The following is a 14526-nucleotide window of genomic DNA, read 5'->3' on the forward strand; positions in this document are numbered from 1 at the left end:
GGTGTAGATCCCATGTCAGCGTCGACGGCTCCGTCCGCCCTCGCTGGTTACAGGCGACGTCTCAGGAGGACGAATGTCCCGGCAGTTCCTCGCGGAGGGCCTAGAGCTCTCCGGAGGTGACTACAGCATCGTGGCTGTGGTCGCCGTGGTCGCCCTTGCCGCATTGGTCGTTGGCTATCTGCTGCTCAAGGAGGTCCTGGCCGCAGGCCAGGGCACCGAGAAGATGCAGGAGATCGCCAAGGCGGTGCAGGAAGGTGCGGCCGCCTACCTCAAACGACAGCGCAACACGCTGGCCATCTTCGGCGTGGTCGTCTTCGTGCTGTTGTTCGCCCTACCCGCCCACGACTGGAACGAGCGCATCGGGCGCTCGATCTTCTTCCTCGTCGGCGCCGGTTTCTCCTTCACCATCGGCTACCTCGGCATGTGGCTGGCCACGCGGGCCAACCTCAGGGTCGCCGCCGCGTCGCGGGAGGAAGGCGGCCGGGAGAAAGCCATGCGGGTGGCCTTCCGCACCGGTGGTGCGGTCGGTATGGCGACGGTGGGCCTCGGCCTGTTCGGTGCCGCACTGGTCGTGCTGGTCTACGCGGGCCAGGCACCCAAGGTGCTGGAGGGCTTCGGCTTCGGTGCCGCGCTGATCGCGATGTTCATGAGGGTCGGCGGCGGCATCTTCACCAAGGCCGCCGACGTCGGCGCCGACCTGGTCGGCAAGGTCGAGCAGAACATCCCCGAGGACGACCCGCGCAACGCGGCCACGATCGCCGACAACGTCGGTGACAACGTGGGTGACTGCGCCGGTATGGCCGCCGACCTCTTCGAGTCCTACGCCGTGACCCTGGTCGCCGCACTCATCCTGGGCAGTGTCGCCTTCGGTGTGGACGGCCTGCTGTTCCCGCTGATCGTGCCGGCCATCGGTGTGATCACCGCGGTCATCGGTGTCTACATCACCAGGGCGAAGACGGGCGAGAGCGGCCTGACGACGATCAACAAGGCGTTCTACATCTCCGCGTTGATCTCCGGCGTGCTGTGCGCGGTCGCCGCGTTCGTGTTCCTGCCGAGCTCGTTCTCCGCCTTCGGTGACGCCTTCGCCGGCCACGAGGGCAACCCGGCCGTGATCGCCACCATCTCGGTGATCATCGGCATCGTGCTCGCCGGCATCATCCTGTGGCTCACCGGCTACTTCACCGGCACCGAGTACAAGCCCGTCAAGGACGTCGGGAAGACCTCGGAGACCGGTCCGGCGACCGTCATCCTGTCCGGCCTCTCGGTCGGTTTCGAGTCGGCCGTCTACACCGCGATCGTCATCGGCGGCGCCGTGTTCGGTGCCTACCTGCTCGGCGGCTCCGTCGCCCTGTTCGCGGTGGCGCTGGCCGGTACCGGCCTGCTGACCACGGTCGGCGTCATCGTCGCCATGGACACCTTCGGCCCGGTGTCGGACAACGCGCAGGGCATCGCCGAGATGTCCGGCGACGTCGACGAGAAGGCGGCGGGCATCCTCACCGAGCTGGACGCCGTCGGCAACACCACCAAGGCGATCACCAAGGGCATCGCCATCGCCACCGCGGTTCTCGCCGCGACGGCGCTGTTCGGGTCCTACCAGGACTCGATTCGCCAGGCGCTGACCGACATCGGTGCGGCCGCGACCGACTCGGCGTCGTTCGTCAGCGACATCGTCAGCCCGAACGCGCTGGTCGGTGTGCTGATCGGTGCCGCGGTCGTGTTCCTGTTCTCCGGGCTGGCCATCAACGCGGTGTCCCGCGCGGCGGGCGCGGTGGTGTACGAGGTGCGCCGCCAGTTCCGCGACATCCCGGGGATCATGGAGGGCACCACCAGGCCCGAGTACGGCCGCGTGGTCGACATCGTCACCCGCGACTCGCTGCGGGAGCTGGCGACGCCGGGTCTGCTGGCCGTGTTCGCGCCGATCGCCGTCGGCTTCGGGCTGGGCACCGGCGCGCTCGCCGGTTACCTCGGTGGCGCGATCGCCACCGGCACGCTCATGGCGGTGTTCCTCGCCAACTCCGGTGGGGCGTGGGACAACTCCAAGAAGCTGGTCGAGGACGGTCACCACGGCGGCAAGGGCTCCGAGGCCCACGCGGCGACGGTCATCGGTGACACGGTGGGTGACCCGTTCAAGGACACCGCGGGCCCCGCGATCAACCCGCTGATCAAGGTGATGAACCTGGTGTCGCTGCTGATCGCTCCGGCGGTCGTGCAGTTCTCGGTCGGGGCGGACGCCTCGGTCGGCGTCCGGGTGGGCATCGCCCTTGTCGCGGTCGCCATCATCGTCGTGGCGATCGTGGTCTCGAAGCGGCGCAGCACGTCGCTGACGGACAGTGCTCCCGCCGAGTCGGAGAGTGCCAAAGCCTGACGGTTAGCAGGAAAGGCCCGCCGCGTCGAATCCCACGCGGCGGGCCTTTTCGTATCCGGGTAGGCTCCCGCATTCTCAGTGGGCTCACTTTTGGGGAAATGTCATGAAATCACGTTCTGCGCTGCTCACCGGTATCGCGGTGACCGGCCTGCTACTCGGTGCCTGTGGCGGCGGTGGCGACAACAACGCCGCCGCGCCGCCCGCGTCGTCCAGCTCCGCCCCGGCGAGCAGCGAGGCGGGCAAGCCCTCGGGCGAGGCGGCCGAGTGGACGAACAAGTTCTGCGGTGCGCTCAAGCCGCTGCAGGAGGCCAGCCAGCTGGAGCCGCCGAAGATGGAGGGCAACGACCCGGCCGCCGCGCGGCGGGTCGTTCTGGAGACCTTCCAGAAGCTCGAAACCGGCGTCGGTGGCCTGGTGGACGGCCTCAAGGAGCTGCCGCCCGCGCCCATCCAGTCGGGCGAAGCGGCCAAGACCGCGTTCCTCGGGATCTTCGAGCCGCTCCGCAACGAGGCGAAGACGGCGCAGGAGAAGTTCGAGGCCACCAAGCCCGGCGACCTCAACGCGCTGCGGACCGCGGCGGCGAGCCTGACCTCCGTCGGCACCAAGCTGACGAAGGCCGAGGACCCGCTGAAGAACCTGCCGAACGCCCAGGAGCTGAAGGAAGCGGGCAAGGGGCAGCCGAACTGCGAGAGCTTCGGTAACTGACGCTGGACGGTCACCGAGGTCGCTCTGGCGGAAATTTGCCAACTGTGACCTCGGTGACTTGCGTTGTCCACCCGGCCCGGTACCGTCGGAAGGCGGTGTCGGTTGGGCTGACTGGAGGTGCGTGCGTGCGGCCGCGGAGTATCGGCTTCGCCGCAGGGGCGACGGTGTCACTGCTCTTGCTGGCGGGGTGCGGTCAGCAGGCGCAGGTGCAGCCCGGATCGGCCGGTCCGCCGACCGCGCAGCCGCCACCCGCCGAGACCTCCCAGCAGCTGGCCGAGCGGTGGGCCGACGGCTACTGCGGCGCGGTCGCCGGCATCGTCGACACGCTGGCCCGCATGCCGACCGTCGACCCCAGCACGCCGCAGACCGCGACCCGCTCCGCCAGCAGCCTGCTCGGCAGTGTCGCCGGCGGACTCGACCGCGCGGTCGCCAACCTCGGCGGGCTGGACCCCTCGCCCGTCCCCGGTGGCGACGAGGCGCGCCGGACCGCCGTCGAGACGTTCGGCGGCATCCGCGACCGGGCCAACGCCGCGAAAACCAAACTGGACAGGGCGCAACCCGGCTCGGCGGACAGCCGCCAGGCGATCGCCCAGGCCGGCGCCGTGCTCGATGAGGTCGGCAGGATCAACCTGCTGGCCGGATTCGACGGCTCGCCCGAACTCCGGGCCGCCAGCCGGACCGCACCCCGGTGCCACCAGCTCACCAGCGATTCCGCCACGCCCAGCCTCGGAGGCGGTCCTCCGGCATAGGCTCGGTGTCGTGACCGACTTGCTGACCGGATCCTTCGAGGAGCACCGGCCGCACCTGCGTGGGGTGGCCTACCGGATTCTGGGCTCGCTCGCCGAGGCCGACGACGCCGTTCAGGAGGCCTGGCTGCGCGCCAGCCGGGCGGATCTCGCCGCTGTGCGCAACATCGGCGGCTGGCTGACGACCGTGGTGGGCCGGGTGTGCCTGAACATGCTGCGGTCCCGCCGCGAGGAACCTGCCGACGTACCGGACCGGGAGGGCGGCGCCGACCCCGCCGAGGAAGCCGAGCTGGCCGACTCGGTCGGTCTGGCGATGCTCGTCGTGCTGGACACGCTGCAGCCCGCCGAGCGGCTCGCGTTCGTGCTGCACGACATGTTCGCCGTGCCGTTCGAGGAGATCGCGCCGCTGGTCGAGCGGACGCCGGACGCGACGCGGCAGCTGGCCAGCCGCGCCCGCCGCCGGGTTCGCGGCGGTGAACCGGTGCCCGACCTCGCCAGGCAGCGCGAGGTGGTCGGCGCCTACCTGGCGGCTGCCCGCGACGGCGACTTCGACGCGCTGGTCGCGGTGCTCGCCCCGGACGTGGTGCTCACGGCGGGACCGGTCGTGCGCCGCGGTGCCCACGAGGTCGGCAAGGGCGCGATCCTGGCTTCCCAGCGGGCACGGTTCACCGGCGTCGCGCTGATCGACGGCACCGTCGGCCTGGTGAAGGCGAGCCGCGGTAGGCTGGAGCTGGCGTTGCTGTTCAGGGTCGACGGCGACCGGGTCACCGAGATCGACGTGGTCACCGAGCAGGAGCGGCTCGCCGAACTGGAGATCGCCGTCCTCGACTAGGGCTCGCGCGATATCGAACGCGTGTTCTATGATCGCGGGTGTGGCGCAGCTCTCCCTGCTCTCCGCGGAGGCCACCGGACCGCGGCCAGCCGACCTCGCCGGCATGCTGTGCGGGCACGGCAGGCTGACCGGGTTCGGCCGCATGTCGGCACGCCTTTCGGCGGTGCTCGACGAGCCGTGGCGGGCCAGGGCGCTGGCAGGCGAGCTGCGCCGCAGGGGTGTGCAGGCCGAGCTGGCCCGCGACGAGGACGAGCAGCTGATGCTGCGTACCGCGTTCCGGGCCGACCTGACCGCGCTGGCGGCGGCGTGGGGCTGCCTGGCCGCCAGCTCGGCCAAGGCGGTGCCGGAGGGTTTCCGGCTCGACGGCGGCACCCTGCGACTGTGGGCGCTCACCGCCGGGCGTCCGGTGCCGAGGGGTTACCTGCTGGCCATGGACCCGGGCGCCCCGTGCACCCACGAGCGGCTGTCGGCGGCACTGTGCACGCTCGGCCTGCCGAACGCCCTGCTCGGCGCCGGTTCGGACACGCCGGGCCTGCGGATCTCCGGCCGACGGCGGCTGCACACGTTCGCCGAGCTGATCGGCGAGCCGCCGCGGGCGGCCGAGGGCGCGTGGCCGGAAATCGTCCCGGTGGCCCGAGCAGGTTAGGCGGCGGGTTTCGGAAGCGTGCAGTCCGGGGCCTGCAGGTCCAGCTTGCTGCCTGCCGTCAGGCAGGCCGGGATCTTGTGCGTCTGCTGGCCGTAGTTGATGCCCTTGCGCACGGTGACCTCGCCGTTCTCGGCGACCTCGCACGGGTTGTTCATCGTGCACCGCTCGCCCGACTCGTTGCCGGTGTTGTTCACGCCGACAACCTGCTTGGTCGCGTTGTCGACCACCGGCGAGCCGGAGGTTCCGCCGATCGTCTTGCACTCCGGCGTGTACCGGATCGAGTCCTTCCACGACCAGTCCGCCTCGCGCAGCTCGTGCACGAACCCGTCGATGGAGCAGCTGTAGGTCTTCTTCCAGTAGCCCGACACCACCGTGATGGCCTTGCCGGCCTCTGGCCGCGCGGCGGACAGCTCCAGCGGCTTGATCTGCCACTGCTGCTCGATCTGCGCGTAGCTGACGTTCAGCCGGTACAGCGCCACGTCGGTCTCGGTCATCGTCGCGTAGACCAGACGCTCGGCCCGCAGTTTGGTCAGCTCGCGTCCGCCGTCGGGCGCCAGCAGGCCGAACTCGCGGTCGGCGGGCTGGTCGACGACGACCTGACCCGGCTTGGGGAAGCCCGTCTCCAGGCAGTGGCCGTTGGACAGCACCAGAGCCGGGTCGTCCATCGCCGCCCCGGCCGTCTTGACCACCGAGCCCGAGCAGTTGGACAGCGCCACCGTGCCCGCGAAGTCGACCTGCGGGGCGGCGTGAGCGACCGGGGTCAGCGCCAGGCCGGCGACCACCGTGGTGGCGAGGACCGCTTTCCGGATCATTGTGGCTTCCTTTCGTGTCGCGAGTGCTCCCAGTGAAGCGGTAACAGTGCCTGGTCACCACCCGGGACAACGCAGCGTAGTGGACCGGGTACGGGATCCCTGTTGAATATGGGGTAGACGTGGTGTGTTACGTCTGGTTAAGAAACATCCCCATGTGTCGGGCCGATGCGGTGGACACGGCGTGTTGCGCCACCTGACCGGACACGGACGGCTGGTGGCGTGCACACTGGCGGGTCGAGGAGTCGTCACCGAACCGTGACGACGGATGAGCGGAGAGCAGGACGGCGTGGCAGGAACGACACGGACGAAGAAGAGCGACACGGCGAGCAACGGTGCTCGTCGGCGGCTGGTGATCGTCGAGTCGCCGACCAAGGCCCGCAAGATCGCTCCCTACCTCGGTCGCGGATACGTCGTGGAGTCCTCGGTCGGGCACATCCGCGACCTCCCCAGGGGCGCCGCCGACGTCCCCGCGGCGTACAAGGGCCAGGCGTGGGCCCGCCTCGGGGTCGACGTCGACAACGGCTTCGAGCCGCTCTACATCGTCACCCCGGACAAGAAGTCCAAGGTCACCGAGCTGAAGGGCCTGCTCAAGGACGTCGACGAGCTCTACCTGGCGACGGACCCCGACCGCGAGGGCGAGGCCATCGCCTGGCACCTGCTGGAGACCCTCAAGCCGAAGGTCCCGGTGCGCCGGATGGTGTTCCACGAGATCACCGAGCAGGCCATCCGCTCGGCCGCCGAGAGCACCCGCGACCTCGACCCGGACCTGGTCGACGCGCAGGAGACCCGCCGTATCCTCGACCGCCTCTACGGCTACGAGGTCTCCCCCGTGCTGTGGAAGAAGGTCATGCCGAAGCTGTCGGCGGGCCGCGTGCAGTCGGTGGCGACCCGGATCATCGTGGAGCGCGAGCGGGAGCGGATGCGCTTCACCTCGGCGTCGTACTGGGACATCTCCGCGGTGATGGACGCCGGCGCCGACGCCGCACCGCGTAACTTCCCGGCCAGGCTCGTCTCGGTCGACGGCGCGCGGCTGGCCACCGGCCGTGACTTCGGCCCGGACGGCAGGCTCAAGGACGCCAAGGCCGACCTGCGCATCCTCGCCGAGGCCGACGCGACCCGGCTGGCGCAGGCGCTGGCCGACCGCGAGTTCACCGTCGCCAGCGTCGAGGAGAAGCCCTACACCCGGCGGCCCTACCCGCCGTTCATGACGTCGACGCTGCAGCAGGAGGCCGGCCGCAAGCTGCGGTTCTCCTCGGAGACCACCATGCGGGTGGCGCAGCGGCTGTACGAGAACGGCTACATCACCTATATGCGTACCGACTCCACGACGCTGTCGGAGACGGCGATCGCGGCGGCCCGCAGCCAGGCCACCCAGCTGTACGGCAAGGACCACGTGGCCGACAAGCCGCGGCAGTACACCCGCAAGGTGAAGAACGCGCAGGAGGCCCACGAGGCGATCCGCCCGGCAGGCGAGGTGTTCCGCACGCCCGGCCAGGTCGCCGGTGAGCTGGCCGCCGACGAGTTCCGCCTGTACGAGCTGATCTGGCAGCGGACCATCGCCTCGCAGATGGCCGACGCCAAGGGCACCACGATGTCGGTGCGCATCGCGGGCACCGCAGCCAGCGGTGAGGAGTGCGTGTTCGCCGCGTCCGGCCGGACGATCACCTTCGCCGGGTTCCTCAAGGCCTACGTCGAGGCGGTCGACACCGAGTCCGGTGCCGAGGCCGACGACAAGCAGAGCAGGCTGCCGCAGCTGGCCAAGGGTCAGGACCTCACGGCGAACGAGCTGAACCCCGAGGGCCACACGACCTCGCCGCCCGCCCGGTTCACCGAGCCCAGCCTGATCAGCAAGCTGGAGGAACTGGGGATCGGCAGGCCGTCGACCTACACCTCGATCATCAAGACCATCCAGGACCGCGGCTACGTGTGGAAGAAGGGCTCGGCCCTGGTGCCGTCCTGGGTCGCGTTCGCCGTGATCGGGCTGATGGAACAGCACTTCGAGCGCCTGGTGGACTACAGCTTCACCGCGGGCATGGAGGACGAGCTCGACCGCATCGCCGCCGGCAACGAGCAGCGCACCCAGTGGCTGACGAAGTTCTACTTCGGCGGCGACATGGGCGTCGACGGCTCGATCGGCAGGCTCGGCGGGCTGAAGAAGCTGGTCGAGGGCAGCGTCGAGGACATCGACGCACGCGAGATCAACTCGATCCCGCTGTTCACCGACGACGGTGGCCGTCCCGTGGTGGTCAGGGTCGGCCGGTACGGGCCGTACCTGGAGCGCATCGTCGAGGGCGAGTCGCAGCGGGCCAACCTGCCCGAGGACCTGCCGCCCGACGAGCTGACCGCCGAGATCGCGGAGAAGCTGTTCGCCACCCCGCAGGAGGGGCGTTCGCTGGGCACCGACCCGGTGAGCGGGCACGAGATCGTCGCCAAGGAGGGCCGGTTCGGGCCCTACGTCACCGAGCTGCTGCCGGACGAGGAGCCGCTGCCGGAGGACGCCACGGCCGCGCAGAAGAAGGCCGCGAAGGCGAAGAAGCCCAAGCCGCGTACGGCGTCGCTGTTCAAGTCGATGGACATCGAGACGGTGAACCTCGACGACGCGCTGAAGCTGCTGTCGCTGCCCAGGGTCGTCGGCAAGGACCCGGAGTCCGGCGACGAGATCACCGCGCAGAACGGCCGTTACGGCCCCTACCTGAAGAAGGGCACCGACTCGCGGTCGCTGGAGACCGAGGAGCAGCTGTTCTCGATCACTCTCGACGAGGCGCTGAAGATCTACGCGGAGCCCAAGCGCCGCGGCAGGCAGGCGGCGGCCAGGCCGCCGCTGCGGGAACTGGGCGACGATCCGGTCTCCGGCAAGCCGATGGTGATCAAGGACGGCCGGTTCGGGCCCTATGTCACCGACGGGGAGTTCAACGCTACGCTGCGCAAGACGGACAGTGTCGAGTCCGTGACCCCTGAGCGCGCGGCCGAACTACTGGCGGAGAAGCGCGCGAAGGGCCCCGCGCCGAAGAAGAAGGCTCCGGCGCGGAAGAAAAAGGCTACGGCCAAGAAATAACGCGTCGATGGGGGTTGACGGTTGACCAGGTCTCCGGGAGAAGACGAACGCCGTGCGGTGGAGACCTGGTTGCGCCGTCGAGGCCTGCCCATGGTCGTGCTGCGGTCCGGGCGTAGCGGCTCGCTGCTGCGCCGCTCGGTGCCGGCACAGACGTTCCTGCTGCTCTTCGGGCCCATGGGTGTCGCACTGCTCCGCCTGCTCGACACGTCGGAGGAGGCGTTCGACGCGAAGCTCGCCGACAACGCCTACACGCTGACGGTCGCCGCACTCGTGATCGCACTGCTCGTCGTGCCGGTGCTGTGCGGCTGGCTGATCAGCAGGGGGATGCGCCGCTGGAACGAGCGAGTGCGGATGACGGTGGCCATCGTCGTCACGTTGCTGACCGCGGTCGTGTCGCCTGTCGTGGAGTGGCGGACCGGACTCGGCTCGACGCTGGTGTCCGGGTTGGTCGAGGGGGTCATCACCCTGCTGGTGATCCTGCTGCTGGTCCGCATCGGTGCCGGCGCGGTGCTGGTGTGGGCGTTGCGCAGTGCCGCGGGCCAGGTGACGGTCCTCGGCACGTTGGCGGCCCGCGCGCTGCCGCTGCTGCTGTTGTTCGTGATGTTCGCGTTCTTCACCGGTGAGCTGTGGCAGGCCGCCGATCACCTCACCAGAGCACAGCTCTGGGCCGTGGTGGGCTTCCTCAGCCTGGTCGGCGCCCTGTTCATGGCGACCCGCCTGCGGGACGAGCTGTCGGACCTGAACGCGACCCGGGTCGACCCCCGCAAGGTGCTGCGCGGTACCCCGCTCGCCGGTTCGCTCGACCTGGTCGGCGAGACCGTGCCGACGAAGTTGTCCAGGGGCGAGCGCGTCAACGTGGCGGTCGTGCTGTTCCTCGCGCAGGCCCTGCAGGTCGTCGCGTTCGTGATCCTGGTCTTCGCGTTCTTTCTGGTCTTCGGCAAGCTCATGGTTCAGCCGGAGGTGGTGACCGAGTACGTCGGCAGGGAGTCGCCCGCGGGCACGCTGTACGGCCAGGAACTGCCGGTGAGCCGCGCGCTGCTGCAGGTGTCGCTGTTCCTGGCGGTGTTCTCCGGGCTGTACTTCGCCTCGTCGACCTCCAGCGACGACAGCTACCGCAGGGCGTTCTTCGAGCCCCTGCTCGATGAGGTCGCGGTAGGCCTCGCAGCGCGTGACGTGTATCGCGCCCGTTGGGCGGATGCGCACAGCGAGCACGCCACTACCCTGGAAAGGGACGGCACCGCGAGCGTGGGGACTGGTCGGCATGAACCCGGCGAACGATGACGCACTCTTCTCCGGCGACGGGACGCAGGCACCGGCGCCCCCGAGGACATTCGGGGACCCGCTGGCCGGGCTGGTGACCACGGCGCCCGCCGCACCCGGCGAGGACATCCTGGGCCCGCCGCGGGCCAAACCGGTCCAGCCGGTGGAGCCGGACTCCGATGTGGTGCGGGAGATGGTCCGCGCCGCCATGGGCGAGGCCGGTGAGGCACCCGCCGAAGCCGGCGAGCAGGCCGAGGAGCCCGCGGCCGCCACACCGGCCCAGGCTCCGCCACCCGTGCCGCCCGTCGAGGTGCCGCGGCAGCGCACCTGGCCGGTCAAGGCCCCGCAGCTACGCAAGGTGCGGCGCAAGTTCCGGGAGGAAGGCTCCGCGGGAGTCGTCCGCCCGAAGCCGTCCAGCGGAATGGCGGGCATGATCGTCGCGCTGGTGCTGATCGCGGTGTTCGTCATCGTGGCCATCCAGCTGGTGTCCAGCCTGATCAACGGCCTCAGCGACATGTTCAACTGACCGTGCCCATGGGGGTTAGCCCAGCACGGTGACGTGCCCAGCTACGCTGGCGCCATGGTCGCGGAGCGTCGTGCGGAGACGGAGGGCGCCACAGCGCAGCCTGCCCCACGACACGAGTCCACGGTTCATCGCGCGCGACGGGTACTGGCGATCCGGCCGTTCCGCAGGCTGTGGTTCGTCACCTACATGTGCAGCTCGGCCGACTGGATGTCGCTGATGGCGCTGTCGGCGCTGGTCAGCAACATGACCCAGGACTACACCGCGCAGAGCTTCGCGTTCGGTTCCGTGGTCATCACCAACCTGCTGCCCGGGCTGCTGTTCGCCCCGCTGGGCGGCCTGCTGGCCGACCGGTTCGACCGGCGCAAGATCATGGTCGTCTGCGACCTGCTGCGGTTCGGGCTGCTCATGTCGATCGTGTTCATCGACGCCCCGTGGTGGCTGTACGTCGGCAACTTCTTCGTCGGCGTCTCGGCGATGGCCTGGATCCCGTCCAAGGACGCGGCGGTGCCCAACCTGCTGCGCAGGCGGGACCAGGTGGAGACGGCCAACCAGCTCGGCATGGTGATGACCTACGGCCTGGCGGTCATCACCGGCGCCGGCTTCTACGCCATCGTCACCGGTGTCCGGACCACCTTCCATCTGCCGGACGAGTTCATCGGGCTCAACGGGCCGATCAAGATCGCGGTCGTGGTCGCGGCACTGCTGTACCTGGCCAGCGCGCTGACGATCGCCACCCGGATTCCCGAGCTGTCGCTGCGCAACGTCCACGAGTCGCCGCTGAAGCAGGAGCCGAAGGACGACGGGGAACCGTCCGGGTTCCTGACGATGATCAAGGACGCCGCGCGGTTCGTGCGTACCACCCCGCTGGTGCGCGGCCTCTTCATCGGGCTGGTCGGTGCGCTGGCGGCGGGGGGCGCGGTCATCGGCAGCGCCCAGGTCTACGCGTACAGCCTCAACGCGGGCCAGTCCGCGTTCGGCATGCTGTTCGCGGCCGTTTTCGTCGGGCTCACCATCGGCATGGCCGGGGCGCCGAAGCTGGCGCGGCGGCTGCCGCACGACCGGTTGTTCGGTGTCGCCATCGTGTTCGCCGGGTTCTCGCTGATCCTGGTCGCGCTGTCGCCGCATCTCGCGGTCTCGCTGATCACCGTCATGCTCGTCGGTGCCTGTGCGGGCGCCGCTTTCCTCACCGGCGTGACGATCATCGGGTCACAGGTCGACGACGCCATCCGCGGCCGGATCAACGCGATCTACCAGTCGCTGATGAAGGTCGTGCTGGGGCTGTCGGTGGCGGTGGTACCGCTGCTGATCGCCCTGGTGCGGCCGACGAAGGTCGACGTGTGGGGCGGCCTGATCACCATCGACGGCACCCGTCCCGTCATGCTCGGCGGCGGCCTGCTGGCCGCGCTCGTCGGCGTGCTCGCCTACCGGCAGATGGACTCCCGGCGCACCGAGCCGATCCTCGCCGACCTGCGCAACGCACTACGCAGGCGTCCCCGGCGGGTCAACGGCCTGCTGATCACCATCGAGGGCACCACGGCCGCCGACACCTCGGGGCAGGCGGCGCAGCTCGCCGAGTGGCTCGACCACGGGCCACGCAACGTCGTGCTGGCCGCCGATCCCGCGCTGGACCAGGAACGGCTGACCACCCTGCTGACCACGGCGGAGCTGACCGGCGCGCGGGCACAGGCGCTGGCCGCCGCCGCGGTGCGGGCCGATCTGGTCGAGCGGGACGTCCAGCCGGCGCTGGACGGCGGGTCGATCGTGGTGATGGAGCGCTATGTCGACTCGCCGCTGGCGCACCTGTCGGCCGTCGCCGGGCTGGACCCGGAGGAGTTCGAGGGGCTGGCCGACTGGGCGACCGGGCAGTTGCGGCCGGACATCACCGTGCTGCTGGACAAGGCGCCGGAGGGGAACGGGATCGGCCGGTCCGAGTCGAGCGACCAGTGGGGCGTGAAGCACCTGCTGTCCGAGATGGCCGCGGCCGACCCGGACCGTTACGTGGTCGTCGATGCCGACGGCACCGAGGAACAGGTACGCGAACGGGTCAGGGATGCCGTGCGGGCCGTGCTGATCGGGCCGTTCGCGGGGGTCGCGCCAACGGAGGCGACATCGTGAGCCTGCCCGGGGTGTGGGCGCAGCTGGTCGGTCAGGAGCCGGCCGTCGAGACGCTGTCCGCTGCCGCGGCAGCCGCTGCGGCACTGGTCAGGGGTGAGACCACCGAGCCGGGCGCGATGACCCACGCCTGGCTGCTCACCGGGCCGCCGGGGTCCGGCCGGTCGGTGGCGGCGCGGACGTTCGCCGCGGCACTGCAGTGCATGGCCGGTGTCGGGTGCGGGGAGTGTCCCGGCTGCCGTACGGCGATGTCCGGCACGCATGCGGACGTCCGGCTGGTGGTCCCGGAGGGGCTGTCGATCTCGGTCGCCGAGATGCGTGCCCTCGTGCAGGCGGCCGCGCGGCTGCCGACCACCGGGCAGTGGCAGGTGGTCATCATCGAGGACGCCGACCGGCTCACCGAAGGTGCCGCGAACGCGTTGCTGAAGGCCGTCGAGGAGCCGCCGGAGCGGACGGTGTTCCTGCTCTGCGCGCCGTCGGACCACCCGGAGGACGTGTCGGTGACCATCCGGTCGCGTTGCCGGCTGGTGCACCTGCGGACACCGCCGCCCGCGGCGATCGCGGAGGTGCTGGTCGAGCGCGATGGCGTCGAGCCGGAACTGGCCGAGTGGGCCGCGTCGGTGTGCGGTGGGCACGTCGGGCGGGCGCGTCGGCTGGCCACCGACGAGAACGCGCGCAAGCGCAGGGAGTCCGTGCTGCGGATCCCGCTCGGGCTGCGGCGTGGCTCGGACGTGTTCGCCAGTGCCGACGCGTTGATCGCGGCCGCCGAGTCGGACGCGGTCGAGGAGAGCAAGGAACGCGACGAGGTCGAGAAGTCCGAGCTGCGGACCGCGATGGGCGGCGACGGCACCGGGCGCGGTGTCGCCGGAGCCAAGCGGGCCGCGGAGGCGGCGGTCAAGGCACTGGAGAAGCGGCAGAAGTCGCGGGCCACCCGTACCCAGCGCGACACGCTGGACCTGGCGCTGATCGACCTGGCCGGCTTCTACCGGGACGTGTTGGTCACCGGCAGCCGCGCGGGCGCCCGGCTCACCCACCCCGATCACGCCGAGGCCATCGCGTCCGCGGCGGCCCAGTGGTCGCCGGAGTCCACCCTGCGCCGCCTGGAGGCGGTCCTCGCCTGCCGCGAGGCCATCGAGGTCAACGTGAAGCCGCGCATCGCCGTCGAGGCGATGGTGATGAGCCTCCGGCAGGGCTGACGCTCCCGTTCCCGTCAGGGCACGTGAAGGCCACCTTCATCACGTCTCACGTCAGGGCCCCGGCAAAGTCGGATGGTGAGTGTCGTGTCCGGGAACGCGAATGACGTGTTCAGGAACGCGAAACTTGTGCTCCGGCCCGGCGCGGTCGCGCGAACGGCCCGTTCGGCCTGCCGATGACGGGCTGGTCTCGCTATCTGGGACCGGTGTGCCGGACAGTGGGACCAGGCGAGCGGAACGTGCAACTCGCGGGTCGGGAACGGTCGACTCGCGGGT

General features: G+C 70.3%; 11 protein-coding genes. 10 read left to right on the forward strand and 1 reads right to left on the reverse strand.

All coding sequences use genetic code 11. The features are described 5' to 3' along the window. The first annotated feature begins 73 nt into the window (after positions 1 to 73). The 5 genes from EWH70_RS21815 to EWH70_RS21835 all read left to right on the forward strand — a co-directional run bounded on the left by EWH70_RS21815 (position 74) and on the right by EWH70_RS21835 (position 5292). On the forward strand, positions 74 to 2365 hold the full coding sequence (locus EWH70_RS21815) for a sodium-translocating pyrophosphatase (RefSeq protein WP_130477344.1): 2292 nt from the start codon (positions 74 to 76) through the stop codon (positions 2363 to 2365). 103 nt (positions 2366 to 2468) lie between these two features. Further along, positions 2469 to 3068 (forward strand): hypothetical protein, encoded by a 600-nt coding sequence (locus tag EWH70_RS21820; protein ID WP_130477345.1) that lies wholly within the window; start codon positions 2469 to 2471, stop codon positions 3066 to 3068. A 125-nt stretch (positions 3069 to 3193) separates the two neighbouring features. After that, entirely contained in the window at positions 3194 to 3817 is a 624-nt protein-coding gene (locus EWH70_RS21825) for a hypothetical protein (RefSeq protein WP_130477346.1), read from the forward strand. 10 nt (positions 3818 to 3827) lie between these two features. Further along, the gene (locus EWH70_RS21830; protein WP_205669219.1) at positions 3828 to 4646 is read left to right on the forward strand and encodes a sigma-70 family RNA polymerase sigma factor; all 819 of its coding nucleotides are present in this window, start codon (positions 3828 to 3830) and stop codon (positions 4644 to 4646) included. Positions 4647 to 4749: 103 nt separating this feature from the next. After that, positions 4750 to 5292 carry a hypothetical protein gene (locus EWH70_RS21835; RefSeq protein WP_476692390.1) on the forward strand — a complete coding sequence of 181 codons (543 nt, stop codon included), beginning with the start codon at positions 4750 to 4752 and terminating at the stop codon, positions 5290 to 5292. Here the strand turns inward: EWH70_RS21835 and EWH70_RS21840 are convergent. Further along, the gene (locus EWH70_RS21840; RefSeq protein ID WP_130477349.1) at positions 5289 to 6104 is read right to left on the reverse strand and encodes a S1 family peptidase; all 816 of its coding nucleotides are present in this window, start codon (positions 6102 to 6104) and stop codon (positions 5289 to 5291) included. The genes EWH70_RS21835 and EWH70_RS21840 overlap by 4 nt on opposite strands. A 265-nt stretch (positions 6105 to 6369) precedes the next feature. Between EWH70_RS21840 and topA the strand changes: the two genes are divergently transcribed. The 5 genes from topA to EWH70_RS21865 all read left to right on the forward strand — a co-directional run bounded on the left by topA (position 6370) and on the right by EWH70_RS21865 (position 14253). After that, the gene (gene topA, locus EWH70_RS21845; protein WP_130477350.1) at positions 6370 to 9159 is read left to right on the forward strand and encodes a type I DNA topoisomerase; all 2790 of its coding nucleotides are present in this window, start codon (positions 6370 to 6372) and stop codon (positions 9157 to 9159) included. A 69-nt stretch (positions 9160 to 9228) separates the two neighbouring features. Next, a complete protein-coding gene (locus EWH70_RS21850) occupies positions 9229 to 10440 on the forward strand; it encodes a hypothetical protein (protein ID WP_205669204.1) in 1212 nt (403 codons plus the stop codon). Next, complete coding sequence (locus EWH70_RS21855) at positions 10421 to 10945, forward strand: hypothetical protein (RefSeq protein WP_130477351.1); 525 nt, start codon at positions 10421 to 10423, stop codon at positions 10943 to 10945. The genes EWH70_RS21850 and EWH70_RS21855 overlap by 20 nt, the downstream gene beginning before the upstream one ends. 54 nt (positions 10946 to 10999) lie before the next feature. Then, positions 11000 to 13060, forward strand: coding sequence for a bifunctional MFS transporter/dTMP kinase (locus EWH70_RS21860; protein WP_130477352.1), 2061 nt, complete (start codon positions 11000 to 11002; stop codon positions 13058 to 13060). Then, entirely contained in the window at positions 13057 to 14253 is a 1197-nt protein-coding gene (locus EWH70_RS21865) for a DNA polymerase III subunit delta' (protein WP_130477353.1), read from the forward strand. The genes EWH70_RS21860 and EWH70_RS21865 overlap by 4 nt, the downstream gene beginning before the upstream one ends. The last annotated feature ends 273 nt before the right edge of the window (positions 14254 to 14526 follow it).

The organism is Amycolatopsis suaedae, assembly GCF_004214935.1.
GTDB classification, from domain to species: domain Bacteria; phylum Actinomycetota; class Actinomycetes; order Mycobacteriales; family Pseudonocardiaceae; genus Amycolatopsis; species Amycolatopsis suaedae.

Bases quoted from the DNA above. Each gene is read 5' to 3' on its own strand.
- EWH70_RS21815 (WP_130477344.1), top strand. From the start codon at position 74: ATGTCCCGGCAGTTCCTCGCGGAGGGCCTAGAGCTCTCCGGAGGTGAC.
- EWH70_RS21820 (WP_130477345.1), top strand. From the start codon at position 2,469: ATGAAATCACGTTCTGCGCTGCTCACCGGTATCGCGGTGACCGGCCTG.
- EWH70_RS21835 (WP_476692390.1), top strand. From the start codon at position 4,750: ATGCTGTGCGGGCACGGCAGGCTGACCGGGTTCGGCCGCATGTCGGCA.
- EWH70_RS21840 (WP_130477349.1), bottom strand. From the start codon at position 6,104: ATGATCCGGAAAGCGGTCCTCGCCACCACGGTGGTCGCCGGCCTGGCG.
- topA (WP_130477350.1), top strand. From the start codon at position 6,370: ATGAGCGGAGAGCAGGACGGCGTGGCAGGAACGACACGGACGAAGAAG.
- EWH70_RS21855 (WP_130477351.1), top strand. From the start codon at position 10,421: ATGAACCCGGCGAACGATGACGCACTCTTCTCCGGCGACGGGACGCAG.
- EWH70_RS21860 (WP_130477352.1), top strand. From the start codon at position 11,000: ATGGTCGCGGAGCGTCGTGCGGAGACGGAGGGCGCCACAGCGCAGCCT.